Annotated in this window: 20 protein-coding genes and 3 pseudogenes; 15 read left to right on the top strand and 8 right to left on the bottom strand. The window is 72.5% G+C overall.

Features of this window, described 5'->3' with window-relative positions; translation table 11 throughout:
• Positions 1-263 precede the first annotated feature (263 nt).
• On the bottom strand, positions 264-866 hold the full coding sequence (locus tag LRS07_RS13460) for a diguanylate cyclase (protein WP_260498529.1): 603 nt from the start codon (positions 864-866) through the stop codon (positions 264-266).
• Between the two features lie 57 nt (positions 867-923).
• Here LRS07_RS13460 and LRS07_RS13455 point away from each other — a divergent pair, with 57 nt between their 5' ends.
• From LRS07_RS13455 to LRS07_RS13445, 3 genes are read left to right on the top strand one after another with little or no spacing between them, the layout of a single operon-like run.
• Positions 924-1,691: a histidine phosphatase family protein gene (locus tag LRS07_RS13455; RefSeq protein ID WP_260498528.1), complete on the top strand. Its 768-nt coding sequence runs from the start codon at positions 924-926 to the stop codon at positions 1,689-1,691.
• Complete coding sequence (locus LRS07_RS13450; RefSeq protein WP_260498527.1) at positions 1,688-2,209, top strand: NAD(P)H-hydrate dehydratase; 522 nt, start codon at positions 1,688-1,690, stop codon at positions 2,207-2,209. The genes LRS07_RS13455 and LRS07_RS13450 overlap by 4 nt, the downstream gene beginning before the upstream one ends.
• A gap of 1 nt (position 2,210) precedes the next feature.
• On the top strand, positions 2,211-2,627 hold the full coding sequence (locus tag LRS07_RS13445) for an ADP-dependent NAD(P)H-hydrate dehydratase (protein ID WP_260498526.1): 417 nt from the start codon (positions 2,211-2,213) through the stop codon (positions 2,625-2,627).
• 13 nt (positions 2,628-2,640) lie between these two features.
• On the opposite strand, the gene LRS07_RS13440 is transcribed toward LRS07_RS13445, so the two are convergent.
• The gene (locus LRS07_RS13440; protein WP_260498525.1) at positions 2,641-2,862 is read right to left on the bottom strand and encodes a heavy-metal-associated domain-containing protein; all 222 of its coding nucleotides are present in this window, start codon (positions 2,860-2,862) and stop codon (positions 2,641-2,643) included.
• A gap of 114 nt (positions 2,863-2,976) precedes the next feature.
• On the opposite strand from LRS07_RS13440, the pseudogene LRS07_RS13435 reads away from it, so the two are divergent.
• Positions 2,977-5,269 (top strand): annotated as a pseudogene (locus LRS07_RS13435) (heavy metal translocating P-type ATPase).
• Positions 5,270-5,272: 3 nt separating this feature from the next.
• Here the strand turns inward: LRS07_RS13435 and ligD are convergent.
• The gene (gene ligD / locus LRS07_RS13430) at positions 5,273-6,241 is read right to left on the bottom strand and encodes a non-homologous end-joining DNA ligase (RefSeq protein WP_260498524.1); all 969 of its coding nucleotides are present in this window, start codon (positions 6,239-6,241) and stop codon (positions 5,273-5,275) included.
• Positions 6,242-6,575: 334 nt separating this feature from the next.
• Between ligD and fumC the strand changes: the two are divergent.
• Positions 6,576-7,972: pseudogene (gene fumC, locus LRS07_RS13425) on the top strand (class II fumarate hydratase).
• An 8-nt stretch (positions 7,973-7,980) separates the two neighbouring features.
• On the opposite strand, the gene LRS07_RS13420 reads toward fumC, so the two are convergent.
• Positions 7,981-8,604: a TetR-type transcription factor C-terminal domain-containing protein gene (locus LRS07_RS13420; RefSeq protein ID WP_260498523.1), complete on the bottom strand. Its 624-nt coding sequence runs from the start codon at positions 8,602-8,604 to the stop codon at positions 7,981-7,983.
• A gap of 197 nt (positions 8,605-8,801) precedes the next feature.
• Here LRS07_RS13420 and LRS07_RS13415 point away from each other — a divergent pair, with 197 nt between their 5' ends.
• The 6 genes from LRS07_RS13415 (at position 8,802) to LRS07_RS13390 (ending at position 15,536) form a co-directional block, all read left to right on the top strand.
• Positions 8,802-9,677 carry a branched-chain amino acid ABC transporter permease gene (locus tag LRS07_RS13415; protein ID WP_260498522.1) on the top strand — a complete coding sequence of 292 codons (876 nt, stop codon included), beginning with the start codon at positions 8,802-8,804 and terminating at the stop codon, positions 9,675-9,677.
• Between the two features lie 16 nt (positions 9,678-9,693).
• On the top strand, positions 9,694-10,770 hold the full coding sequence (locus LRS07_RS13410; RefSeq protein ID WP_260498521.1) for a branched-chain amino acid ABC transporter permease: 1,077 nt from the start codon (positions 9,694-9,696) through the stop codon (positions 10,768-10,770).
• A gap of 75 nt (positions 10,771-10,845) precedes the next feature.
• Positions 10,846-11,649 (top strand): ABC transporter ATP-binding protein, encoded by an 804-nt coding sequence (locus tag LRS07_RS13405; protein WP_260498520.1) that lies wholly within the window; start codon positions 10,846-10,848, stop codon positions 11,647-11,649.
• Entirely contained in the window at positions 11,646-12,461 is an 816-nt protein-coding gene (locus LRS07_RS13400) for an ABC transporter ATP-binding protein (RefSeq protein ID WP_260498519.1), read from the top strand. The genes LRS07_RS13405 and LRS07_RS13400 overlap by 4 nt, the downstream gene beginning before the upstream one ends.
• A gap of 10 nt (positions 12,462-12,471) precedes the next feature.
• Complete coding sequence (locus LRS07_RS13395; protein WP_260498518.1) at positions 12,472-14,343, top strand: AMP-dependent synthetase/ligase; 1,872 nt, start codon at positions 12,472-12,474, stop codon at positions 14,341-14,343.
• An 11-nt stretch (positions 14,344-14,354) separates the two neighbouring features.
• Positions 14,355-15,536, top strand: coding sequence for an ABC transporter substrate-binding protein (locus tag LRS07_RS13390; RefSeq protein ID WP_260498517.1), 1,182 nt, complete (start codon positions 14,355-14,357; stop codon positions 15,534-15,536).
• Here the strand turns inward: LRS07_RS13390 and LRS07_RS13385 are convergent.
• On the bottom strand, positions 15,533-17,935 hold the full coding sequence (locus LRS07_RS13385) for a transglycosylase domain-containing protein (RefSeq protein ID WP_260498516.1): 2,403 nt from the start codon (positions 17,933-17,935) through the stop codon (positions 15,533-15,535). The genes LRS07_RS13390 and LRS07_RS13385 overlap by 4 nt on opposite strands.
• 184 nt (positions 17,936-18,119) lie before the next feature.
• Between LRS07_RS13385 and LRS07_RS13380 the strand changes: the two genes are divergently transcribed.
• Positions 18,120-18,530: a TraR/DksA family transcriptional regulator gene (locus tag LRS07_RS13380; protein WP_260498515.1), complete on the top strand. Its 411-nt coding sequence runs from the start codon at positions 18,120-18,122 to the stop codon at positions 18,528-18,530.
• On the opposite strand, the gene LRS07_RS13375 is transcribed toward LRS07_RS13380, so the two are convergent.
• Positions 18,527-19,540, bottom strand: a complete 1,014-nt coding sequence (locus tag LRS07_RS13375) for a LysR family transcriptional regulator (protein WP_260498514.1) — start codon at positions 19,538-19,540, stop codon at positions 18,527-18,529. The two genes, LRS07_RS13380 and LRS07_RS13375, sit on opposite strands and share 4 nt — an antisense overlap.
• A 124-nt stretch (positions 19,541-19,664) precedes the next feature.
• On the opposite strand from LRS07_RS13375, the gene LRS07_RS13370 reads away from it, so the two are divergent.
• From LRS07_RS13370 to dusA, 3 genes and pseudogenes are all read left to right on the top strand, one after another.
• Positions 19,665-19,913 (top strand): hypothetical protein, encoded by a 249-nt coding sequence (locus tag LRS07_RS13370; RefSeq protein WP_260498513.1) that lies wholly within the window; start codon positions 19,665-19,667, stop codon positions 19,911-19,913.
• A gap of 209 nt (positions 19,914-20,122) precedes the next feature.
• Positions 20,123-21,682 carry a methyl-accepting chemotaxis protein gene (locus LRS07_RS13365; protein ID WP_260498512.1) on the top strand — a complete coding sequence of 520 codons (1,560 nt, stop codon included), beginning with the start codon at positions 20,123-20,125 and terminating at the stop codon, positions 21,680-21,682.
• 103 nt (positions 21,683-21,785) lie between these two features.
• A pseudogene (gene dusA, locus LRS07_RS13360) lies at positions 21,786-22,750 on the top strand (tRNA dihydrouridine(20/20a) synthase DusA).
• A 10-nt stretch (positions 22,751-22,760) separates the two neighbouring features.
• Here the strand turns inward: dusA and LRS07_RS13355 are convergent.
• Positions 22,761-23,534, bottom strand: a complete 774-nt coding sequence (locus LRS07_RS13355) for a gamma-glutamyl-gamma-aminobutyrate hydrolase family protein (protein WP_260498511.1) — start codon at positions 23,532-23,534, stop codon at positions 22,761-22,763.
• A 37-nt stretch (positions 23,535-23,571) separates the two neighbouring features.
• Positions 23,572-25,098, bottom strand: a complete 1,527-nt coding sequence (locus tag LRS07_RS13350; protein ID WP_260498510.1) for a hypothetical protein — start codon at positions 25,096-25,098, stop codon at positions 23,572-23,574.
• Positions 25,099-25,137 lie beyond the last annotated feature (39 nt).

Here is a 25,137-nt window from a genome sequence, read left to right as displayed (position 1 = left end):
GGGGCGACGACGCGCTCGACCACGACGAGTTCGACTGGAAGCACACCGGCGCGGGACACGCCATCCACCACCTGTCGGCGCTGCTGTGGGGCCTGGTCTTCGAGGGCCTGCAGCGTGCGCGTCGGCGGCGCTCGGTGACGAGCGTGGTGACCGACGCCGCCGCGGTCACCGCGCTGGCCGCCGCCGTCGACCTGAAGCTGGTGCCCGACCGCCTGACGCCCGGCTTCGAAAAAGCGGCTGAGCCCGCGCAGCGTGGCGCTGGTCTACGGCGGCTTCGGCCTCGGCCTGGCGGCGGCCGGGCTGTGGCTGCTCAAGCGGCGCTGAACCCGCAACGCCCGTCGCAGCTCCATCAGGAACGGCAACACCACGCCGAGCGCGCCGGTCGCCGCCACGCCGACGACATAGCGCACATCCAATGGCGGCTCGCGCCAGCGCCAGCCCCAGTCGGCCGTCGCCTCGCCCATCCCCAGCAACGCCAGCGCGGCCTGCGGGTGCAGCAGGGCGACGGCCACGCCGCCGGCCCAGGGCAGCACGCTCTGCAGGCCGTGCACCCACTGCTCCGGCACCGGGATCTCGCGGCGCGACTCCGCCCAGGCCAGGTCGGCCCACATCGTCAGCTCGTGCGCGACCAGGCAGGCCAGCAGCAGCAACAGAACGGCCGAGGTGACCTGCAGCAGCAGCACCGCCATCAGGCCGAGGCCGAGCTGGGCCAGCATGACCAGGTGCAGCAGCGCTTCCGGCACCCCGGCGCTGTGCTCGATGCGCTGCCACCGATGGCAGCACCAGTCCAGCCAGCCGGCCAGCAGCCACAGCGGCACCAGGCCGAACAGCAGGGACAGCGTCAGTCGTTCCGCGGTCGCGTCCATCGCTTGGTGCGAGGCAAGCGACGGGCCGCGGGCACAGCGTCTGCCGCCGGAGCGCCCATGGAACAGAAATGGCCGGACCGCCTGTGGGTGGTGCGGCACGGGCAGAGTGCCGGCAACGTCGCCCGCGACGCGGCCGAGGCCGCCGGTGTGCCGCTGATCGACATCGCGCTGCGCGACATGGACGTGCCGCTGTCGGCGCTCGGCGAGCGCCAGGCCGAGGCGCTGGGCCGCTGGTGGGCGGCCCAGCCGGTGCACGAGCGTCCCAGCGTGCTGCTGAGCAGCCCCTACCGCCGCGCGCGCCAGACCGCGGAGCACCTGCGCCAGGCGGTGTCGGTGCAGTCGGAGGAACTGGCCGTGGTCGTCGACGAACGCCTGCGCGAGAAGGAGTTCGGCCTGCTCGACCGGCTGACGCGCACCGGCATCCGCGAGCGGCACCCGGAGCTGCACGCACAGCGTGCGCACGTGGGCAAGTTCTACTTCCGGCCGCCCGGTGGCGAGAGCTGGTGCGACGTCATCCTGCGGCTGCGCAGCCTGCTCGACATGGTGGTGCGCGAGTACCGCGGCGAGCGGGTGCTGGTGGTCGGGCACCAGGTCATCGTCAACTGCATGCGCTACCTGCTGGAGCGGCTGGACGAGGAGACCATCCTGGCCATCGACCGCGCCGGCGACGTGCCCAACTGCGGCGTCACCAGCTACGCCTTCGACCCCGGCGTCGGCCGACGCGGCAAGCTGGTGCTGCGCCAGGCCAACTTCGTCGCGCCGCTGGAGGCCAGCGACACGCCCGTCACCGCCGAGCCCGACGCGCCGGCCGCACCCAAGCCATGAGGGCGCCGCAGGGGCCGTCGGCGACGCCGGCAGCGAAGGTCGACGACGACCTGTTGCGGCAATGGCCGCTGCCGCAGCCCGACGGGGCTGCCGACAAGGAGGCGCGCGGCCGGGTGCTGATCGTCGGCGGCAGCACCGAACTTCCCGGCGGCGTGGTGCTGGCGGCGGAGGCGGCGCTGCGCGCCGGTGCCGGCAAGGTGGCGGTGGCCACGGTGCGCAGCGCCGCGCCGTTCGTGGCGGCGGCCCTGCCGGAGGCGCGGGTGGTGGCCCTCGACGAGGACGGGCAGGGCCGGCTGGCGATCCACGCCGCCGAGCGGCTGCGGCCGCTGCTGGCGCGCACGGCGGCGCTGCTGGTCGGCCCCGGCATGCCCACCGACGACGCCGTGCTGCCGCTGGTCGACGGCCTGCTGCAGGCGCTGGCGGACGAGGCGACCGTCGTCCTCGACGCGGCGGCGATGGTGCCGGTCGCCAGGGGGCGCGTCGGCGCGCGGCGAGGACCGGCGACCGTGGCGGCATGACATGCTGCTGACGCCGCATGCCGGCGAGATGGCCAAGCTGTGCGGCCGCGACAAGGCCGAGGTGCTGGCCTCGGCCGGCGAGCAGGCGCTGGCCGCGGCGGCGCGCTGGTCGGTGCACGTGGCGCTGAAAGGGCCCGTCACCCACCTGGCCGCGCCCGATGGCCGGCACTGGCGCCACCAGGGCGGCAACAGCGGGCTGGGCACCTCCGGCTCGGGCGACGTGCTGGCCGGCCTGATCGCTGGCCTGGCCGCGCGCGGCGCCCCGTTGGCGCAGGCCGCGGCGTGGGGTGTCGCCCTGCACGCGCGCGCCGGCGAGGCGCTGGCGCGCCGCATCGGGCCGCTGGGCTACCTGGCGCGCGAACTGCCCGCCGAGGTGCCGGCGCTGATGGCGTCGCTCGGACCGCCGCCGGAGCGCTGAACCGTCGCCGGCCTCAGGCAGCAACCGGCGGGTAGCCGGCCTCCGACAGCGCGTCGGCGAAGCGTCGGCGCAGCGTGTCGGCCTCCGCCACCACGGTGTCCCCGGGCTGCACCCGCACCTGCTTGGTCGGCAGGTCGACGTCCACCCAGGCCGCGCCGTCCACTTCCTGCACGGCCTGGGTCACCGCCGTGACACAGTGGTCGCAGCTCATCGCCGGGATCTGGAACTCGAACATGGACGCCTCCAGGAGTGCTTCGGCGCCATCATCGCAGGCCGTCGGCGGCTTTGCTTGCGCCGCAGCAAAAACTTGGGGGGTGCGCCTTGCCATGATGCGAGCGGACCCCACGCCATGAACGCCGGACCGCCTTTCGCCGCCGAGACCCCGAACCTGGAGCTCCAGGTGCAGGGCATGACCTGCGCGGCCTGCGTCGGGCGGGTGGAGAAGGCGCTGGCCGCGGTGCCCGGCGTGCGCTCGGTGTCGGTGAACCTGGCCACCGACACCGCCGCGCTGGCGCTGTCGCCCGCCGCCGAGGCCGACCGGGTGGCGACGCGCGCGGCGCTGGCGGCCGCCCTGGGACGCGCCGGCTACCGGCTGGTGGAGCCGGTGGCGCAGGGCGCCGACGCGCCGGCCCGCCGCGGCCCCGACCGGGAGACGGTGGCGCTGGGCCTGGCCATCGTGTTGTCGCTGCCGCTGGCGCTGCCGATGCTGCTGCCGTCGGCGGACCACGCGGCGCTGCTGCCGGCATGGGCGCAATGGCTGCTGGCCACGCCGGTGCAGTTCGGGCTCGGCGCGCGGTTCTACCGCGCGGCCTGGTCGGCGCTGAAGGCACGCAGCGGCAACATGGACCTGCTGGTCGCCATCGGCACCAGCGCCGCCTACGGCCTCAGCCTGTGGCAGTGGTGGCGGCAGGGCGACCACGGCGAGCTGTACTTCGAGGCGTCGGCGCTGGTCATCACGCTGGTGCTGCTGGGCAAGTGGCTGGAGCGCCGGGCCAAGCACCGCACCACCGCCGCGCTGCGCGCGCTGGCGGCGCTGCAGCCGGGCGTCGCCGTCGTGCGGCGCGCCGACGGGTCCGAACAGCCGGTGCCGGTGTCCGCCCTGAAGGTGGGCGACCGCGTGGTGGTGCGGCCGGGCGGCCGGCTGCCGGCCGACGGCCGCGTGGTCGAGGGCGACAGCCATGTCGACAAATCGCTGATCACCGGCGAGTCGCTGCCGGTGGCGCGTGGCCCGGGCGACCGGGTCATCGGCGGCGCGGTCAACGGCGAAGGCCGGCTGCTGGTGCAGGTGACGGCGCTGGGCGCGCAGTCGATGCTGGCCCGCATCGCCCAGGGCGTCGCGTCGGCCCAGGCGAAGAAGGCGCCGATCCAGCGGCTGGTGGACCGAGTCAGCGCCGTCTTCGTGCCGGCGGTGCTGGTGCTGGCGCTGCTCACCTGGACGGGCTGGTGGTGGGCCAGCGGCGACGGCACCACCGCGCTGCTGCATGCGGTGGCGGTGCTGGTCATCGCCTGTCCCTGCGCGCTGGGCCTGGCGACGCCGGCGGCGCTGATGGCGGGCACCGGCGCCGCGGCACGGCAGGGCATCCTCATCCGCGACGCGGAGGCGCTGGAGGTGGCGCACCGGGTCGACCTGCTGGCGCTGGACAAGACCGGCACGCTGACGGAGGGCCGGCCCGTGCTGGTGGCCTGCCTGCCGACCGTCGGCGACGAGGACGGCCTGCTGCGGCTGGCGGCCGCGCTGCAGGCCGGCAGTGAGCACCCGCTGGCCGGCGCGGTGCGCCACGCCGCCGCGGCGCGGGGCCTGGCGCCGCCGGCGGCCACCGCGGTCCGCGCCGTGCCCGGCCGCGGCGTGCAGGGGCGGGTGGCCGGCACCGACGGCAGCGCCCGCGAACTGCGCCTGGGCAGCGGCCGCTGGATGGCCGAGATGGGCGCCGACCTGGCACCGCTGGCCTCGGCGGCCGAGGCGCTGCAGGCGGCGGGCCGCAGCGTCGCCTGGCTGGCCGCTCGCGACGGCACCCGCCCGCCGCCGCCCTGGCAGGTGCTGGGGCTGCTGGCCTTCGGCGATCCGGTGAAGCCCGGTGCGGCGCAGGTGCTGCAGCGCCTGCGGGCGATGGGCGTGCGGCCGGTGCTGCTGAGCGGCGACCACCACGGCGCGGCGCAGGCGGTGGCCGAGGCGGTGGGCATCGAGGAGGTGCATGCCGAGGTGCTGCCGGAGGACAAGGCCGCCCGGGTGGCGGCCTGGCGGCGGCGGGGGGTCGGTGGTGGCGATGGCGGGCGACGGCCTGAACGACGCGCCGGCGCTGGCGGCGGCCGACGTCGGCATCGCCATGGGCACCGGCACCGACGTCGCCATGCACACCGCCGGCATCACGCTGATGCGCGGCGACCTCTCGCTGCTGCCCGATGCGCTCGACATCGCCCGACGCACCCGGCGCAAGATCGTGCAGAACCTGTTCTGGGCCTTTGCCTACAACGTGGTCGGCCTGCCGCTGGCGGCCTTCGGCGGCCTGACGCCGGTGGTGGCCGGCGCCGCCATGGCGCTCAGCAGCGTCAGCGTGGTGGCCAACTCGCTGTGGCTGTCGCGCTGGCGCGGCGGGGGGCGACGGCGCCCGGTGGCGCCGTCCGGCGGCGGTGATCGCCGGTGAGCCTCAGCGGGTGACGAGCAGCCGCGACGCGCCGCCCAGGGCCTGCCGCTCGGTCTCGAACAGCGACCAGGGGTCGTGCTCGCGTCGTTCGGCCAGCAGGTCGCCGATGGTGGCGATGGTCCAGGGCGCCGGGCCGGGCAGGGTGACCAGTTCGTCCCAGGCCAGCGGCACCGACACCGGCAGCCCGAGCCGCGCCCGCGGCGACCAGGCCGCCACGGTGGTGGCGCCGCGGTGGTTGCGCCCGTGGTCGACGAAGATGCGGCCGACCCGCTGCGCGGCGCCTGCGCGCGCGACGAACACCTCGGGATGGCGCCTCGCCAGCGTCTCGGCCGCCATGCGGGCGAAGCGGGCCACGCCGTCCCAGCTGTGGCAGCGGCGCAGCGGCAGCACGATGTGCAGGCCGTGGCCGCCGGAGGTCTTGAGGAAGCCCCTGAGCCCGAGCTGGTCAAGCAGCTGGCGCACCAGCTCGGCCGCCTCGATGACGTGGTTCCAGTGCAGGTCCGGGTCGGGGTCGAGGTCCAGCACCAGGCGGTCCGGACGGTCCAGCGAGTTGGCCTTGGCGCCCCAGGGATGGAACTCGATGGCGCCCATCTGCAGCGCGCCGATGACGGCCTGCACCGACTCGACGGCGATCAGCGGCGGGTGCGGCGCGTCCAGAGCCGGGTCGAGCAGCGTCAGCCCGGGAATCGCGCCGCGGCCGGCGTGCTTCTGGAAGAAGCTTTCGCCGTCGAGCCCTTCCGGCGCCCGCACCAGCGACACCGGCCGCCCCTTCAGGTGCTTGAGCAGCAGGTCGGCCACCGACTCGCCGTAGCGCACGAGGTCGATCTTGCGCAGGTCGCGTCCGGGGTCGACCACCCGGTCGGGATGGGTGATGCGCACGCCGGCGACCTCGAGGTCGCCGGCCGGCGGGGCCGCTGCGGTGTCGGGCGTGGCGGTGCGGGCCGCGGTGTCGTTGGAAGGCGAGGTGGGCATCGACTTGGTCAAACTGCGGCCAAGGCGGTTGGCGCTGGCTGAGGGGGCGGAGGGAATCAGGCGCGTTTTCGGGGAGCGGACCGCTCGTCCGCCGCCGCCGAGGGCCGCGATGGCGCGGCCTCGACGCGGGGCCGCTTTGCAGCCGGATACAGGGCCACCGGGATGTGCACGAGGCCGACGGTGATGGCACCTTTCCACGGGGGGCGCGGCATGGCATGTCCTCTCGGCTGACGCCGGAAAACCGGAACGGGTGCAATCCACGTGCCTTGATGTTTCAGAGCGCGATCGCCCGGCATGCGGGCTGCCGCCGCCCCCTCACCGCCCTAGGACCACCATGACCGACGCCACCCCGCAAGCCACCCGCCTGGAACACGACACCTTCGGCGAGATCGCCGTGCCCGACCGCGCGCTGTGGGGGCCCAGACCCAGCGCTCGCTGCAGTTCTTCGCCATCGGCGCCGAGCGCCAGCCGCCGGAGCTGATCGCCGCGCTGGCGCTGGTCAAGCGCGCGGCGGCGGAGGTCAACCGCGACCTGGGCCTGCTGCCGGCGGACGTCGCCGGCGCCATCGTCGCCGCCGCCGACGAGGTGCTGGCCGGCCGCCACGACGACCAGTTCCCGCTGTCGGTCTGGCAGACCGGCTCCGGAACCCAGACCAACATGAACTTGAACGAGGTGCTGGCCAACCGCGCCAGCGAGCTGCTGGGCGGCGCGCGCGGCCAGCAGCGCCGGGTGCACCCGAACGACGACGTGAACCGAGGCCAGTCGTCCAACGACGTCTACCCGACGGCCATGCACGTGGCGGTGGCGCAGGCCATCGAGCGGCGGCTGAAGCCGGCCGTGCAGGCGCTGCGCGCGACGCTGGACGCCAAGGCGCGGGCCTTCGCGCAGGTCGTCAAGATCGGCCGCACCCACCTGCAGGACGCGACGCCGATCACGCTGGGGCAGGAGTTCTCCGGCTACGTGGCGCAGCTCGACCAGAACCTCAGGCATTTGGACACCGCGCTGCCGCACCTGCACGAGCTTGCACTCGGCGGCACCGCGGTGGGCACCGGCCTCAACGCCCACCCCGAGTTCGCCCACCGCGTGGCGGCGGTGATCGCGCGGTTGACGGGGCTGCCCTTCGTCAGCGCGCCGAACAAGTTCGAGGTGATGGCCGCCGCCGACGCGCTGGTGTTCGCCCACGGGGCGCTGAAGACGCTGGCGGCCAGCCTCTTCAAGATCGCGAACGACGTGCGCTGGATGGCCAGCGGCCCGCGCAGCGGGCTGGGCGAGATCGCGATTCCCGAGAACGAGCCGGGCAGCTCCATCATGCCGGGCAAGGTCAACCCCACGCAGTGCGAGGCGCTGACCATGGTCTGCGCGCAGGTGTTCGGCAACGACGTGGCGGTCAACGTCGGCGGGGCGTCGGGCAACTTCGAGCTGAACGTGTTCCGGCCGATGATCGTGCACAACGTGCTGCAGTCCGTACGACTTCTCGCCGACGCGGTGGCCAGCTTCGACGCCCACTGCGCCGCCGGCATTGAGCCGCGGCACGACCGCATCGCGCAGCTGCTGGAGCAGTCGCTGATGCTAGTCACCGCGCTCAACCCGCACATCGGCTACGACAAGGCGGCCGCCATCGCCAAGAAGGCGCACCGGGAGAACACGACGCTGAAGCAGGCGGCGCTGGCGCTCGGCCACGTCAGCGAGGCCGATTTCGACCGCTGGGTGCGGCCGCAGGACATGGTCTGAAGCCGGCGTCAGGGCGCGGGCTGCAGGAACAGCCGCACCGTCTGGTCGGCCATCTCCTCCAGCCCGATGCTGCCGGCGGCGCGCGAGCGGGGTCGGAACCAGGTGGTGTAGTTGATAGCGCCGAGGATGAGCCGGCGCGCCAGCTTGGGATCGGCCCCGAGCCGGCCTTCGGCATGCAGGTCGTCGATCACCTGCTGCCACAGCCCGTCGTAGCGCTTCTTCAGCGGTCGCACGGTGGCCTGCTGCTCGGGGGTGAGCGAGCGCCATTCGAGCAGGATCACCAGGTTCGCGTCGCTGCCGTGGTCGTGCAGGATGCCGTACTGGGCCCGCACGAGCCGGGCGAAACGCTCGGTGGGCGGCAGCGCGGCGGCGGCGCCGGCCACCGCTTCCTCGGTGCGCTGCAGTGCGCTGGTGACCGCCTCCTCGATGACCGCCAGCAGCAGGTCCTGCTTGCTGGCGAAGTGATAGAACGGGCTGCCGGAACGCATGTCCGCCGCCTGGGCGATGTCGCGCACCGTCGTCCCCTTGAAGCCCTTCTCGCGGAACAGCCGCGCGGCCACGCGCACGAGCTCGTCGCGGCGGTTGGGAGCACCCCCGGAGGCGGGGACGGCCGAGGTCGATCTGGGGGGCATTGCGGGTTTCCACGCTCGCGGCAACGGGCCGCTCCGGCTTGAAATCGCGTCCTCACCAAGCAAGTGCTTGGTTGAACACTCACCCAGCCAGCGGCGGCGGCTGGGTGCCAAAACGCCAAGCAAGCGCTTGGTGGTTTGAAACAGCATAGCGGGCCCGCGGCGGGCGCGCATCGGCGGTCACCGGGGGGGCGAGCGGTTTGCAGGCGCTACAGATCGTCATCAGCGGCATCGCGCAGGGCTGCATCTACGGCCTGATCGCCCTCGGCTTCGTGCTCATCTACAAGGCCACCGAGACGGTGACCTTCGCCCAGGGCGAGCTGATGATGCTCGGGGCCTTTGCCGGGCTGGCCGCGGTGACGGTGATGGGCCTGCCGTTCTGGGTCGCGGTGCCGCTGGCGGTGGCGGCGATGGCGCTGCTCGGCCTGCTGATCGAGCGGGTGACCATCCGGCCGGTGCTCGGCCAGCCGGTGTTCAGCATCGTCATGCTGACGCTGGGCCTGGGCTACATGGCCCGCGGCGCGGTGACCATGATCCCGGGCATCGGCACCGACACGCATGCCCTGCCGGTGCCCTACAAGGACGTGCTGTGGCGCGCCGGCGAGCTGGTGGTCAACGCCGAGCAGCTGGTGGTGATCGGCACCACGGCGCTGCTGTGCGCCGGGCTGTACGGGCTGTTCAGCCGCAGCCGCGTCGGCATCGCCATGCAGGCGGTGTCGCAGAACCAGCTCGCGGCCTACTACATGGGCATCCCGGTCAAGCGGCTCAACGGCATCGTCTGGGCGCTGGCGGCGGCGGTGGCCGCGCTGGCCGGGCTGCTGCTGGCGCCGATCACCTTCGTGCACGCGAACATGGGCTTCATCGGGTTGAAGGCGTTGCCGGCGGCGGTGGTCGGCGGCTTCGGCAGCCTGCCGGGCGCGGTGGTCGGCGGGCTGGTCATCGGGGTGGTGGAGTCGCTGGCCGGCTTCTACCTGCCCGAAGGGGTGAAGGACGTGGCGGCCTACGTGGTGGTGCTGGTGATGCTGATGGTGCGGCCCAACGGGCTGTTCGGCGAAACCTCGCGCAAGAAGGTCTGACCGCGGACCGACCGACATGCGCTTCATCTTCAAGACCGACTACGCCCAGGACGTGGCCCTGGCCAAGCACGGCGGCCACCGCTTCTGGTACGGCCTGCTGGGGCTGGCGCTGCTGGCCGCGCCCTGGGCGCTGCCCGACTACTGGCTGTCGCAGCTGACCTTCATCTGCATCTACGGCGTGGTCGGCCTCGGGCTGATGCTGCTGTCGGGCTACACCGGGCTGTTCTCCATCGGCCATGCGGCGTTCCTCGGCGTGGGCGCCTACACCGAGGCCTGGCTGCAGGCGCGCGGCTGGCCGTTCCCGCTGTCGATGGTGGTGGCGGCGCTGCTGTCGGCCGCGGTGGGCGCGGTGGTCGGGCTGCCGGCGCTGCGCGTCAAGGGCGTGTACCTGGGCATCGCCACGCTGGCCTTCGGCTTCATCGTCGAGGAAGGTCTGGCGCGCTGGGAAAGCGTGACCGGCGGCAATGCCGGCAAGTCGGTGGGCAGCCTGACCGGCTTCGGCTGGACCGCCGACACGGCCACGAGCTTCTACTTCGTCTGCCTCGTCGTGGTGGTGGGCAGCACGCTGCTGGTGCTCAACCTGCTGCGCTCGCCCACCGGCCGGGCCTTCGTGGCGGTGCGCGACTCGGAGATCTCGGCGCAGAGCATGGGCATCCACCTGGCGCGCACCAAGACGCTGTCGTTCGCGTTGTCGGCGGCGCTGGCCGGGCTGGGGGGCGCGCTGTACGCGCACCAGCTGCGCTTCATCTCGCCCGACCAGTTCGGCATCCTGCAGTCGGTGGACCTGCTGCTGATGGTGGTGGTCGGCGGCCTGGGCTCGATCCACGGCGTGTTCTTCGGCGCCGCCTTCCTGATCACGCTGCCGCAGTTGATCGCGCTCGGCAAGGACGTGCTGCCGGCGGCCATCGGCCAGGCGGCCGGCCTGCAGCCCTTCGTCTACGGCCTGGTGCTGGTGGCCTTCGTGCTGTTCGAGCCGATGGGCCTGTACGGCCGCTGGCTGAAGGTGCGGACCTACCTGCAGCTGTTCCCGTTCTACCGCGCCGGGCTGTTCAAGCGGCAGCGGTCGTTCCAGAAGTCGGACCGGGTGAAATGAAGCCCCCACGCTCACTTTCGTTCGCTGCCCCCCGAGGGCGCGTTCAGTGCCTTCGGGCGGCCGGGCGGCACTGAAATGACAGATCAGGTCCTGCTCCAGGCGCGCCACCTCGGCGTGCGCTTCGGCGGCGTGCACGCGGTCAAGGACGTCAGCTTCGAGGTCCGCCGCGGCGAGGTGTTCACGCTGATCGGGCCCAACGGCGCCGGCAAGACGACGGTGTTCAACCTGATCAGCCGGCTCTACGAACCGACCAGCGGCGAGCTGTTCTTCGAGGGGCGGCGCCTCAACGACCTGGCGCCGCACCGGGTGGCCGCGCTGGGCATCGCGCGCACCTTCCAGAACATCGAGCTGTTCGAGCACGCCACCGTGCTGCAGAACCTGCTGATCGGCCGCCATGTGCACGCCCGCAGCCGGCTGTGGCAGGAGCTGCTGTTCACCCGCCGCGTGCGCGACGCCGAGCTGGCCGCGCGCCGCAAGGTCGAGGAGGTGATCGACTTCCTCGACCTGCAGCACCACCGCGACGCGCTGGTCATGGGCCTGCCCTACGGCGTGCGCAAGGTGGTGGAACTGGCGCGGGCGCTGTGCACCGAGCCCAAGCTGGTGCTGCTGGACGAGCCGTCCTCCGGCCTCAACCCGGACGAGACCGGCGACATGGCGTTCTGGATTCAGGACATGGTGCGCGAGCTGGGCATCACCGTGCTCATGGTCGAGCACGACATGGGCCTGGTGTCGCGGGTGTCCGACCGGGTGCTGGCGATGAACCAGGGCGAAGTGCTGGCCACCGGCAGCGCGCGCGAGGTGCAGGCGCACCCGGGTGTCGCGGAGGCCTACCTCGGGCGCAGCGAGGACCTGAGCGCGCTGCGCAGGAGGGCGGCATGACCGCGCCCGCCATGGCGGCGCAGGCCGTCGCGCCGACCACCGACTCGTCGGTGCTGCGCCTGTCGAACGTGGAGAGCGCCTACGGGCCGGTGAAGGCGCTGCGCGGCGTCTCGCTGGCGGTGCAGCCGGGCGAGATCGTCACCGTGCTGGGTTCCAACGGCGCCGGCAAGACCACCATCCTGAAGACGGTGAGCGGCATCATCGAGCCGCGCAAGGGGTCGATCCACTTCCGCGGCGAGGACATCACCGCCGCCGACCCGTCGCGCATCGTGCAGCGCGGGCTGTGCCACGTGCCCGAGGGCCGCGAGGTGTTCCCGCTGCTGTCGGTGCGCGACAACCTGCTGATGGGCGCCTACACCCGCCGCGACCGCGACGCGGTGGCGCGCGAGATGGCGCAGGTGTTCGGCTACTTCCCCATCCTGAAGGAGCGCGCCGACCAGGACGCCGGCCTGCTGTCCGGCGGCCAGCAGCAGATGCTGGCCATCAGCCGCGCGCTGATGGCCGCGCCCCAGCTCATCCTGCTCGACGAGCCCAGCCTGGGCCTGAGCCCCAAGCTCACGCAGGCCATCTTCGAGATCGTGGTGCGCATCAACCGCGAGCGCGGCACCACCTTCCTGCTGGTCGAGCAGAACGCCAACCTGGCGCTGCACGTGGCCGACCGCGGCTACGTGCTGGAGAACGGCCGCATCGTGATGGAGGACAGCTGCGAACGCCTGCGCGAGAAGGACGACATCAAGGAGTTCTACCTCGGCATGCGCGACGCCGGAGAGCGTGGCGAGCGGCGGTGGAAGCGCAAGAAGACATGGCGATGAGGTGGCCGACATGACCTCGTTGTGGAACGCCGGGCGGCTGAAGCCGGGACCGGAGAAGGTGCTGGAGGGCGAGACCCTGCCGCAGCTCTTCCGCCACGCGGTGCGCCGGCGCGGCGACCGCACCTTCATGCGGCAGAAAGCATTCGGCGTCTGGCGCGCCTGGAGCTGGCGCGAGGCCGAGCAGGCGGTGCGCGAGATCGCGATGGGGCTGGTGGCGCTGGGCCTGCAGCCGGGCCAGTGCGCCTCCATCCTGTCCAACACCGTGGTCGACTGGGTGCTGGCCGACCTCGGCATCCTGTGCGCGGCCGGCGTGTCCAACGGCGTCTACCCCACCGACTCGGCCTCGCAGCTGCAGTACCTGTGCGAGGACTCCGCCACCGTGGTGCTGTTCGTCGAGGACGACGAGCAACTGGACAAGGCGCTGGCCGTGCGCGCGCAGTGCCCGACGCTGCGCCGCATCGTCGTCTTCGACATGGAGGGCCTGCGCGGCCTGGACGACCCGATGGTGATGGGCCTGGACGCCCTGCGCGCGCTGGGCCGCGAGCACGACGGCCGCCACCCCGAGCTGTTCGACCAGCGCTGCGCGACACCGAAGCCCGACGACCTGGCCATCCTCATCTACACCAGCGGCACCACCGGCCGGCCCAAGGGCGCGATGCACAGCCACCGCGCGCTGGTCCACACGGTGCACGGCTACGACCAGATGACGGCGCAGGACGAGCGCGACGAGCGCATGTGCTTCCTGCCGCTGTGCCACGTCGCCGAACGGCTGGGCGGCGAGTACAGCGCCATCTACACCGGCGCGGTGCTCAACTTCGTCGAGAACCCGGACACCGTGCCGGAGAACGTGCGCGAGATCGCGCCCACCGTCTTCACCGCCGTGCCGCGGGTGTGGGAGAAGTTCTACTCCGGCGTGCGCATCGCGCTGGCCGAGGCGACGCCACTGCAGCGTGCGGCCTACGCCTGGGCCATCGGCGTCGGCCAGCGCGTGGCCGAGCGGGTGCTGGCCGGGCAGCCGGTGCCGGCCAGCCTGAAGGCGCGCTTCCAGCTCGCGCGCTGGCTGGTGCTGGACAACGTGCGCAAGCTCATCGGCGTGCACCGGGCGCGCTACCTGGTCACCGGCGCCGCGCCCATCTCGCCGGACCTGGTGCGCTGGTACCTGGCGCTGGGCCTGCCGATGCTCGAGGCCTGGGGCATGACCGAGACCTGCGGCGCGTCCACCGCCATGCCGGCCGGGCGCATCAAGCCGGGCTCCATCGGCAAGCCGGGGCCGCACAACGAGGTGAAGGTCGACCCGGCCACCGGCGAGCTGCTGGTGCGCGGCGCCAACGTCTTCATGGGCTACCTCAACCAGCCGCAGAAGACGGCCGAGGCGATCGACGCCGACGGCTGGCTGCACACCGGCGACGTGGGCACGGTGGACGAGGAAGGGTACTTCCGCATCACCGACCGCATGAAGGACATCATCATCACCGCGGGCGGCAAGAACATCACGCCCAGCGAGATCGAGAACGAGCTGAAGTTCTCGCCCTACATCACCGACGCGGTGGTCATCGGCGACAAGCGGCCCTACCTCACCGCGCTCGTCCTGATCGACCAGGAGAACGTCGAGAAGTACGCGCAGGACCACGACGTGCCGTTCTCCAACTACACCAGCCTGACCCGCGCCCCCGAGGTGGTGGCGCTGATCGAGGCCGAGGTGGCCAAGGTCAACGCCAAGTTCGCCCGCGTCGAGCAGCTGAAGGCCTTCCGGCTGCTCGAGAACCAGCTCACCGCCGAGGACGAGGAGCTGACCGCCACCATGAAGCTCAAGCGCAGCCTGGTGCAGAAGAAGTACGCACCGCTGATCGAGTCGATGTACGCACGACAGACGACCCCCTGAGGAGAACGACGATGAAGCACAAGCAACTCGCCGCCGCCGCGCTGCTGGCGCTCGGCACCACCGGGTTCACCAGCGCCGCCCTGGCCCAGTCGCAGGGCGTCTCGAAGACCGAGATCGTGCTCGGCAGCATCCTCGACCAGTCGGGGCCGCTGGCCGGCTACGGCAAGCAGATCCGCATGGGCCTGCTGCTGCGGCAGGACGAGATCAACGAACAGGGCGGCGTCAACGGCCGCAAGGTCCGGCTGGTGATCGAGGACGACGGCTACGACCCGCGCAAGGCGGTGCTGGCCGCGCAGAAGCTGGTCAACCAGGACAAGGTGTTCGCGGTGGTCGGCCACCTGGGCACGGCGCAGAACATGGCGTCGATGCCCATCCAGTTCGAGAAGAACATCCTCAACTTCTTCCCGGTCACCGCGGCGCGCGAGATGTACGAGCCGCTGCACCGGCTGAAGTATTCCTTCGCCGCTACCTATTACGACCAGATCCGCACGTCGCTGCCGGCGCTGGTGAAGGAGAAGTCGGCCAAGAAGCCCTGCATCCTGTACCAGGACGACGACTTCGGCCTCGAGGTGCTTCGCGGCGCCGAGGCGGGGCTGAAGGGCACCGGCATGGAGCTGGCCGAGAAGACCAGCTACAAGCGCGGCGCCACCGACTTCTCCAGCCAGGTGGCGCGCATGAAGTCGGCGCAGTGCGACGTGGTGGTGCTGGGCACCATCATCCGCGAGACCATCGGCGCCATCGCCGAGGCGCGCAAGACCGGCTACGCGCCGGTCTTCGTCGGCACCAGCGCCGCCTACACCGACCTCATCCACAAGCTGGGCGGCAAGGCCATGGACGGGCTATACGCCACCCACACCGTGCAGCACCCCTACCTGGACGAGGCGTCGGAGCCGATCCGCTTCTGGGCCAACAAGTACAAGACCAAGTTCAACGAGGACCCGACGGTGTTCTCGGTCTACGGCTACATGGTGCTGGACAGCTTCATCCGCGGCGCGCAGGCGGCGGGCCCGAACCTCACCACCGACAGCTTCATCGCGGCGATGGACAAGATGACGCTGCCGGCCGACATCTTCGGCGGCCCGCCGATGAGCTTCACCGCGACCAAGCGGCTGGGCTCGCCGGCCTCGCGGCTGTCGATGCTGCAGGACGGCCGCTGGAAGGTCATGTCGGGGTATGTGAGCCCGGCGAACTAGTTCAGGCCCAGCCCCGGCGTGGCCAGCGGCGCCGGCGTCGCCGGCCGCACCGGGCCGAGGGCCTGTTCCAGCTCCCGCTCGGTCTTGGGCGGGGCGTCCTGCCCGCGCAGGGACTGCATGCCGGCGGCGTCGCCGATGGCCGTGCTGCCGCCGACGCGCTGCACGATGACGCCGGCCGGCACCGTCGGCGCCATGCCGGGCGACGCGCCGCTCCACAGCGGCGGACCGGCTTCCGGTGGCGGGTGGCCGGGGTCGACCTCCAGCAGGTCGTCCTCGGGCCGCGGCGGCGGGGCCGGCGGGCGCAGCGGCGGGGGCAAGGTGGCCTTGGCGTCCAGCCAGCCCTGCTTCAGCGCCTCGCGGGTGAACTCGCCGACGATGCGCAGGGCGCCGTGCCCGCCCTGGCCCCAGTGGTCCGAGCGCATGGTCACCCGCTGGTCGTTGAAGCCGACCCAGGCACCGGCGACCAGGTCGCGGTGCATGAGGATGAACCAGCCGTCGGTGTTGCGTTGCGTGGTGCCGGTCTTGCCCGCGACGTCGGCGTTGATGCCGTAGCGGCTGCGGATGGCGGTGGCGGTGCCGCTGCGCACCGGGCCCCGCAGCATTTCGATCAGGTCGTTGGCCGTCTCGCGGGCCAGCGCCTGCACCGCGTCGGGCGGGGCGTAGGCGGCCAGCACCTGGCCGTGGCGGTCGCTCACCTGCTGGATGAACCAGGGCGTGCGGCGCTGGCCTTCGGTGGCCAGCGTGGCGTAGGCGCCGACCATCTCCAGCAGCGTCACCGGGCTGGTGCCCAGCGCCAGCGACGGCACCGCGTCGAGCCGGCTCTGCACCCCGGCCGCGCGCGCCACCTGCACCACCCGCGGCAGCCCGGCGGCCATCATGGCCTGCGCGGTGATGGTGTTCTTCGACTGCGCCAGGCCCTCGCGCAGCGTCATCCAGCGGTAGCTGGGGCCGCCCATGTCGGTCGGGCGCCAGGCGTTGCCGTCGGCCAGGCGGATCTCCACCGGCTCGTCGACGAAGCCGCGGTCGGGCGTGAGCCCGGCCTCGAGCGCGGCGCCATAGACGAAGGGCTTGAAGGTCGACCCCGGCTGGCGCTGCGCCTGGGCGACGTGGTCGAACTGGTCCTCGCCGAAATCGCGGCTGCCGACCCAGGCCCGCACCGCCCCCGTGCCCGGTTCGACGGCGACGAAGCCGGCCTCCAGGCGGGTGAAGTCGGCCTTGGCGCGGGCGACGGCGCGTGCGTCCTGCCGGAGGTGGCCCAGGGCCGCCGCCTCGTCCAGCCCCTGCTGCCGTGCCTCCCGGTAGGCGCCGCTCTGCCGCAGCGCCTCGTCGAGCAGCTGCGGACGCTGCTGCCAGAACCAGTCGAAGCCGGCGGCGCGGCGGGCCCAGGCGGCATAGGCCTGCGGGTCGGTGGAGAAGGGCGGCCGGGCGCGCGACCATTCCACCGCGGCGACGTCCTGCAGCAGCCGGGCCTGGCCGGCCAGCGCCGACTCGGCCGCCCGCTGCAGCCGGCTGTCGAGCGTGGTCTGCACCACCAGACCGTCCGCCGCGGGGTCGAGCCCACGCGCCTCGGCCCAGGCGTTGAGCCAGCGCCGCACCAGCACAGCGAAGTGCGGGGCACCGCCATCGCCGTCGCGCGGCCGCTGCAGCGACACCGCCATCGGCCGCGCCTGCAGCGCGCGCAGTGCGCCGTCCTCGATCAGGCCGTGGCGGGCCATCTGCAGCAGCACCACGTTGCGCCGCTCGCGGGCGCGCTGCGGATGCAGCACCGGGTTGTAGTAGTGGGTGCCCTTGAGCATGCCGACCAGCGTGGCCACCTGCGCGGTGTCCAGCTCCTCGGCGCCGCGGCCGAAGTAGGTGCGCGCGGCCATCTCCACGCCCATCACGTTGTAGAGGAAGGGCACCGAGTTCAGGTAGCGCTCGAGGATCTGCTCCTTGGTCCACAGCCGCTCGATGCGGCGCGCGGTGACCATCTCCTTGACCTTGCGCTCCAGGCTGCGCGCGCGGCCGATCTCCTTGGGGAACAGGTTGCGCGCCAGCTGCTGCGTGATGGTGGAGCCACCCTGCACGTCGCCGGTCGCGGTGTGCAGTGCCGCGCTGACGGTGCGGCGCCAGTCGATGCCGTCGTGCTCGGCGAAGCGGCGGTCCTCGGTGGCCACCAGCGCGGACGGCAGCAGCGGTCCCATGCGGTCCAGCGGCAGCGGCTGCAGGTGCACGCGGCGCAGCGTGGCCAGGGTCTGGCCGTCGGCCGAGACCAGCACGCTGGGCTGGGGCAGGCGCAGGGCGCGCAGCTCGGCCTCGCCCGGCGCCGAGGCCGCGACGCGCGCCACCCACGCCGCCAGCGCGCCACCGGCCAGCGCCAGCGCGAGGAGCGCGACGGCGGTGATCGAGCGCCAGGGCACGGCGCGTCGGCGGTCGGTGCCGGGGGCAGGGTCGGGGGGCGGCGGCGGGTTCGGTCGGCATGTCGGGAAACCCCGGGATGGGCGGCTGGTCAAGGGCAAGGCCTGTACCCAGCGCCGGTGCCGCAGGCCCGGGGCCAGCGCACGCCGATTGCCATGCCGCTCCATCCAAGCAGGAGGACCCCCAATGGCCCTGAACGAGACGGACATTTCCACGCTGAAGCAGCGGCTGACGGACCGCCAGCGCGAACTCGGCGAGGAGGTTCGCGGCGCCCACGAGGCCCAGGAGGACCAGCGCGACCGCATGGCGGGCGAGGTGCTGGACAGCGGCGAGAGCGCCGAGGTCGGCCGCCGCGCCGACGTCGGCCATGCCGAGGCCGAGCGCGACGTGGCCGAGGCGCTGGACGTGCAGCAGGCGCTGGAGCGCATCGAGCGCGGTGAGTACGGCGACTGCACCGATTGCGGGATGGAGATCCCGGTGGAGCGGCTGAGGGTGCAACCGGCCGCCGCCCGCTGCATCGACTGCCAGCAGGCCTGGGAGCGAACCCACGCGGTGACGGCGACCGCCGCCGGTCACCCCCTGATGCAGAACCGCTAGCGGCGGCGGCGCTTCGGCGCCGCATCGGCCGCGGGGGCCGGTGTCGGGGCCGGCGCGGGCCCCGGCGCGCCCATGGGCCGGCCGCGCCGCTGCGCGGCCAGCTCGATCTGCTGCAGCATCCAGCGCTGCGGCGCCTCGCCCTCGTGGCGGCGGTGCCAGCAGACCTCGACGTGCACCGTCTCGAGGGTGAGCGGCAGCGGCTTGACCACCAGTTCCCGCTCCATGCCGGTGGCCGGCAGGAAGTCCAGCGGCAGCACGGTCAGCAGGTTCGATCGGGCCACCACCTGGCCCGCGGTGAAGAACTGGTTGACCGTGAGCACGATGCGGCGCTTGCGCCCCATCGCCGCCAAGGCCTGGTCGACGAACCCGTGCGCCCGGCCGGAAAAGCTGACCAGCAGGTGGTGCGCCGCGCAAAACGCGTCCAGCGTCAGCGGCGCGTCGGCGAGCGGATGGCCGCGGCGCATGGCGCAGACGTACTCGCCGTCCCACAGCCGCCGGTGGCGGATCGACGCCGCCTCGCCGGCGGCGGTCAGCTCGGCGATGGCCACCGGGAAGTAGCCGATCGCGAAGTCGAGCTCGCCGCGTTCCAGCATCGGCCGCGGATCGCGGGTGGTCAGCGGATGCAGGCGCAGCTGGGCCAATGCGCCGGCGGATTCGAGCAGTTCCACCAGTGGCGGCATCAGCGTCAGCGCGCTGGCGTCGGCCATCGCCAGGCGGAAGGCCGATTCGTCGCGCCCCGGGTCGAAGGCCCGCGGGTCGATGGCGCCGCGCAGCTGCGACAGCGCGGCCCGCACCTGCGGCCACAGCGCCTCGGCGCGTGGGGTCGGCCGCATGCCGGCGGCCGTGCGCACCAGCAGGTCGTCGCCCAGCGCGCGACGCAGCCGGCCGAGCGCATTGCTGACCGCAGGCTGCGTCATCGCCAGCCGCTCCGCGGCCCGGGTCAGGTTCTGCTCCGCCATCACTTCATCGAAGACGCGCAGCAGGTTCAGGTCGAGCGTGCGGAAGTTCATGCGTCATTCTCACGGTGAATCGGCTTTATTCGCACAATTCAGTTCCGCGATATCAGTGGAATCCCTATAGTCACGCCATCGAAAGTTTCCCTGGGTCTACGGACCCACCACAGAGGAGGTCCCCATGACTGCTGTCACCGTCAACATCCCCGCCGACCACGTGGCCGTGCCGCGCGGCGCCGCCGTCCTGGCCCGTCTGGCCGCTGCGGTGCTCCGCCTGTCGGGCCGTGCCATCGGCACCATGGTTCAACCGGTGTCCCGTGCGGTCACCCCGCGCGACGTCGCGGCGGTGCTGCGCGCCGCGCGCCGCGTCGAGCGCATCCAGCCGAACCTGGCCGCCGAGCTGCGCGCCGTCGCCTGCCGCGACGAGTGAGCGCAGGGCGCTTCGGCGCTCCGCATCGAAGGGCCGGCGTTTGCCGGCCTTTTTTGCGTCCCGTCGCAGAGCGGGTCGCCGGGTCCTCGCGTGACATGCGTCACGTCTAAGGGTAAGTACTTATCCTTCGTTCGGAGGACACGCGCTTCACCGTCCGCTTGCTTCGCCGAAGAAAACCAACGGTTCGACTTTGGAAGCTGGCGGAACCCATGTCCCTGCGTCACCTCACCATCGGCCGCAAGCTGGCCTTGTCGTTCGGCCTGCTGGCCGCGCTGGTCCTGCTGGTCGCTACTGCGTCCATCCTGTCGCTGGGCACCGAGCACCGCCACTTCTCGGCCTACGTGCAGGAAACCGGCGCCCGCATCACCCTGGCGCGTGACCTCCTCGACCGCGCCAACGCGCGCGCCATCGGCGCGCGCAACTTGGTGCTGCTGCGCGACGCGGCCGACCGGGAACGGGAGCGGCAGGTGGTGGTTCGCGACCATGAGCGGGTGCAGGTTACGCTGAAGAAGCTGAAGGACGCCGTCGCCGGCGCCTCGTCCGCCCTGGAGGAGGAGCGTCGCCTCGTCGCCGACCTGGAGACGTTGGAGTCGCAATACGCGCCGGTCGCGCTGAAGGTCGTCGAACTGGCCACGTCCGGTGCGCTCGACGAGGCGGCGACGGTGATGAACACCCAGTGCCGGCCCCTGCTGGCGAAACTGGTGACGTCGGCACAGGCCTATGCGGACCTCGGTGCCCAGAAGGCGGCCGCCGAGGTGGCCGCCGGTGACGACGCCTTCCGCACCAACCTCGTCCTGATGCTGGCCTGCGGCGTGGCCGCGCTGGCGGTCGCCATCGTCCTGGGCATCGTCATCCACCGCGCCGTCGTCGGGCCGATCCGTCAGGCGGTGTCGGTGGCGCAGGCGGTGGCGGCGGGCGACCTGACCTCGGCCATCGAGGTCGGGCGGCGCGACGAGATGGGCGCGCTGCTGGTCGCGCTGAAGGCGATGAACGACGGTCTGGTCGACATCGTCGGACAGGTGCGTTCCAGCAGCGACCACATCGCCATTGGCTCGGCGGAAATCGCCAGCGGCAACGCCGACCTGTCGCAGCGCACCGAACTGCAGGCCTCCAGCCTGCAGCAGACGGCCTCCTCGATGGAGCAGATGCAGGCCACGGTGCACCACAACGCGCAGACCGCCAGCCGGGCGGCGCAGTTGGCGAGCGCCGTCAGCACGGCGGCCAGCGAAGGCGGCGAGACGGTGCGCCGCGTGGTGACCACCATGGAGGGCATCAGCTTGAGCTCACGCAAGATCGCCGACATCATCGGTGTCATCGACGGCATCGCCTTCCAGACCAACATCCTGGCGCTGAACGCCGCCGTGGAAGCGGCACGCGCCGGCGAGCAGGGCCGCGGCTTCAGCGTGGTGGCGAGCGAGGTGCGCAGCCTGGCGCAACGCAGCGCCGAGGCCGCCCGCGAGATCAAGGACCTGATCGGCAGCAGCGTCGAGCAGGTCGAGGCCGGTTCGGTGCTGGTGGGCGACGCAGGCAAGGCGATGGACGAGCTGGTCGCGCAGGTGCGGCGCGTCGCCGACCTGATCGGCGAGATGGACGGCGCCACGCGGGAGCAGACCCAGGGCATCCAGCAGGTCGGTCGGGCCGTCGCGGACATCGACCAGGTGACGCAGCAGAATGCGGCGCTGGTCGAACAGAGTGCGGCCGCTGCCGAGAACCTGAGCAAGCAGGCCGTGCGGCTGGCCAGCGTGGTGTCAGTGTTCCGCGTGGCGTGATGAGCGCCGGCGCGGTGCCGCGTCGAGGTCTGGAGAACGTGGTCGGGTGAACAGAGAAGAACCGAAGCATGATGTGAGCGATTGGCGGCTGTGCGTGGCACCCATGCTCGACTGGAGCGATCGCCACTGCCGCTTCTTCCACCGCCAGCTCACCCGCCGCACCCGCCTGTACACCGAGATGGTGACCACCGGCGCGCTGCTGCACGGCGACCAGCGCCGGCACCTGGACTTCGACGCCGCGGAGCACCCGCTGGCGCTGCAGCTCGGCGGCAGCGAGCCGCCCGACCTGGCGGCGTGTGCAGCGCTGGCCGAGGCGTGGGGTTATGACGAGGTGAACCTCAACTGCGGCTGCCCCAGCGAGCGGGTGCAGCGCGGCGCGTTCGGGGCCTGCCTGATGGCCGAACCGCGGTTGGTGGCGCAGTGCGTGAAGGCGATGCGCGATGCGACCTCGCTGCCGGTGACGGTCAAGCACCGCATCGGCATCGACCGCATCGAGTCCTACGACTTCGTGCGCGACTTCGTCGGCATGGTGGCCGACGCCGGCTGCGAGGTCTTCATCGTGCACGCCCGCAACGCCTGGCTGAAGGGCCTGAGCCCGAAGCAGAACCGCGAGGTGCCGCCGCTGCGGCACGAGCTGGTGCACCGGCTGAAGGCCGACTTCCCGGCGCTGACCCTGGTGCTCAACGGCGGCCTCGACAGCGACGAGGCGATGGCCGCACCGCTGGCCGGCGACGTTCCCCTCGACGGCGTGATGGTGGGCCGGCGGGCGTACCACGAGCCCTGGTCCCTGGCGGGCTGGGACCACCGCTTTTCGGCGAGGCGGGCCCGGCCGCCTCGCGCGAGCAGGTCGAGGAAACGATGGTGGCCTACATGGAACGCCAGGCCGCCGACCACGGCACGCCCTGGTCGCACATCGCCCGCCACCTGCTCGGGCTGTACAACGGCCTGCCCGGCGCCCGGCGCTGGCGACAGGTGTGGTCGGACCACCGGTTGAAGGGGCTGCCAGCAGTGGAGGTGTGGCGGCAGGCCACCGCCGCGCGCATCGGCGGGCTGGCGCAGGCCGCCTGACCGCGGACGGTCAGCGGCCCCGGCTCGCGCGGCGTGCCCGCGCCGCCTCGCCGTACGCGGTCAGCAGCCGCCGCGACACCGCGTTCTCCGCCGCCTTCCATTCCGGATGCCACTGCACGCCGACGGCGAAGGCCGACGCGCCGCCGACGCTGACCGCCTCCACCAGGCCGTCCGGCGCCCGGGCCTCCACCTGCAGCGCATCGGCCAGCCGGTTCAGGCCCTGGCCGTGCAGCGAGTTGACGGTCAGCCGCGTGCCGGCGGGACCGAACCAGCCGGCGAAGCAGCCGTCGCCGACCACCTCGATGGGATGCGCCGGGCCGTACTGCACGTCGATCGGGTCGGCGTCGCGGTCGCGGTGGTCGGCATGGCCGGGCACCTGGTGCACCGCCTGGTGCAGGCTGCCGCCCAGCGCCACGTTCATCTCCTGCACGCCGCGGCAGATGCCGAACAGCGGCACCCCGCGCTCGATGGCGCGCGGGATCAGCGGCAGCGTCCAGCGGTCGCGCTCGGGGTCGAGCGGCAGCGCCTCGTTCAGCACCGCCTCGCCGAAATGCGACGGGTGGACGTTGGAGGGCGAGCCGGTGAGCAGCACACCGTCGGCGATGTCGAGCAGGGCATCGAGCTCCTCGGGCAGCGCGCCGGGCACCATCAACGGCCGGCCGCCGGCCAGGCGCACCGCCTCCACATAGGGCGCCAGCACCAGCCGCTGGCGCTCACCGTCGCGGCGGGTTCGGTGGTCGGCGGGCAGCAGGATGAGCGGGGCGTCGTGGGGCAGCGGCGTCATGCCCGAGAGCATGCACCAGCCATGCCGGGTCGTCGGTTCAACAAGCGTCCACGCGTTCGTATAGGACCCAGCCGTCGTGCGCCGTCCACTTCACCTTGGGCATGCAGGGCGCGCCCTTGAAGATCTCCTCGGGCGTCTTCTTCGCCCGGTAGACCAGGAAGTAGCGGTAGTCGCCGCCGCGGAACTCGTTCCACTCGAAGCGCCAGGGCTTCCATTCGAAGCCCGGGTTCACCGGCGGCAGCTTGTCCGGCTTGAAGCGCACGACCTGCGGCGGGAACCAGGCGAAGTTGTAGTCGACGAAGCCGCCGCGTTCGGCCTGGTACCAGGCGCCGTACTGCATGTAGATGACCGGGTTCTGCGCGTCGTGGCTGTGGAACTCGTAGGCCATCATCACCAGCCGCTGGTTGGGCTCCAGGCTGCGCAGGCCGGCGTTCAGCTCCCGGGTCTCGAGGTCGAAGCGCCAGGCCCGGTGCGCCTGCAGCGCGGGCAGCACCAGGCACAGCGCGAACAGCAGCCGCGCCGCGGCCGGCTGCCAGCGCGGCGCCGGGCGCGAGGCCGGCTGCACGAAGGCCAGCGCCCACAGCGGCGGCAGGTACAGGCAGAAGCGCTCCCACAGCAGGGCGGTGTCCAGCGCGAAGGACGGGCCGGCCAGCAGCAGCACCAGCAGGCAGGCCACGGGGATGGTGCGCGGCTCGAGGCGCCAGCGCGGCCGCAGGCCCATGACGAAGGGCATGGCCAGCAGCGCCAGGCCGAGCGGCAGCAGGTGCTTGTCCTCCAGGCTGCCGACGATGTAGATCATCGCCTTGGGGATGCGCTTCCAGCCCCAGTCGTAGATCGGCACGTAGTCGTACGGCGCCTTGAACTCCGCCTGCAGCAGCCGGTTGATGGCGAACAGCGCGACGAAGCCGGCCAGCGGCAGCAGGTACGGCGCCACCTGGGGCCAGAAGCCGCCGCGCCGCTGCCAGGTGCCCCACAGCGCATAGGCCAGGCCGGTGCCCACCGCGAACAGGAAGGCCAGCCCGTGCGAGAACAGCAGCGCCACGGCAAGCCCTGCCACCGCCAGGCCGCGCCGCAGCGTCGGCGCCTGCGCCTGCTTGCTGGCCAGCAGGAGCAGCAGCAGCACCACCGGCGCCGCCATCATGAAGGTGATGAGCCCCCACTTGTAGGCGTAGCCGAGGAAGGAGAACAGGAACAGCGGGTCCAGCCGCTCGTCGGCGCCATGGTGCTGGCGCAGCCTCACGCTGACCAGCACGAAGGCCAGGTAGGCGACGGTGAGCAGGACCTTGAACGCCGTGACCAGCGGCAGCACGAACGACAGCGGCAGTGCCAGCCCGTAGCCCAGCAGGTAGGGCGTGAGCAGGTTGATGCGCACCAGGTCGGCCCAGGCCGAGCGGCCGAGGATGAGGTCGCGCCACAGCGCCACCTGGCCGGAATGCTGGGCCAGGTCCGCCATCGGCGGGTGGTCGGCGATCCAGAAGACCGACGCGCCGAAGGCCACCGCCAGCCAGAACAGCCAGCGTGGCCACGGCACGGCCGGCGCGTCGCTGCGGGCGTCGCCGCCCACGCCCAGGGGGCCGGGGCGACGGCGCTCACCGCCGTCGCC

This window comes from Aquabacterium sp. J223, assembly GCF_024666615.1.
Lineage (GTDB): Bacteria > Pseudomonadota > Gammaproteobacteria > Burkholderiales > Burkholderiaceae_C > J223.
The sequence above is the reverse complement of the archived record's forward strand: the minus strand, read 5'-3'. Positions and strand labels throughout refer to the sequence as shown.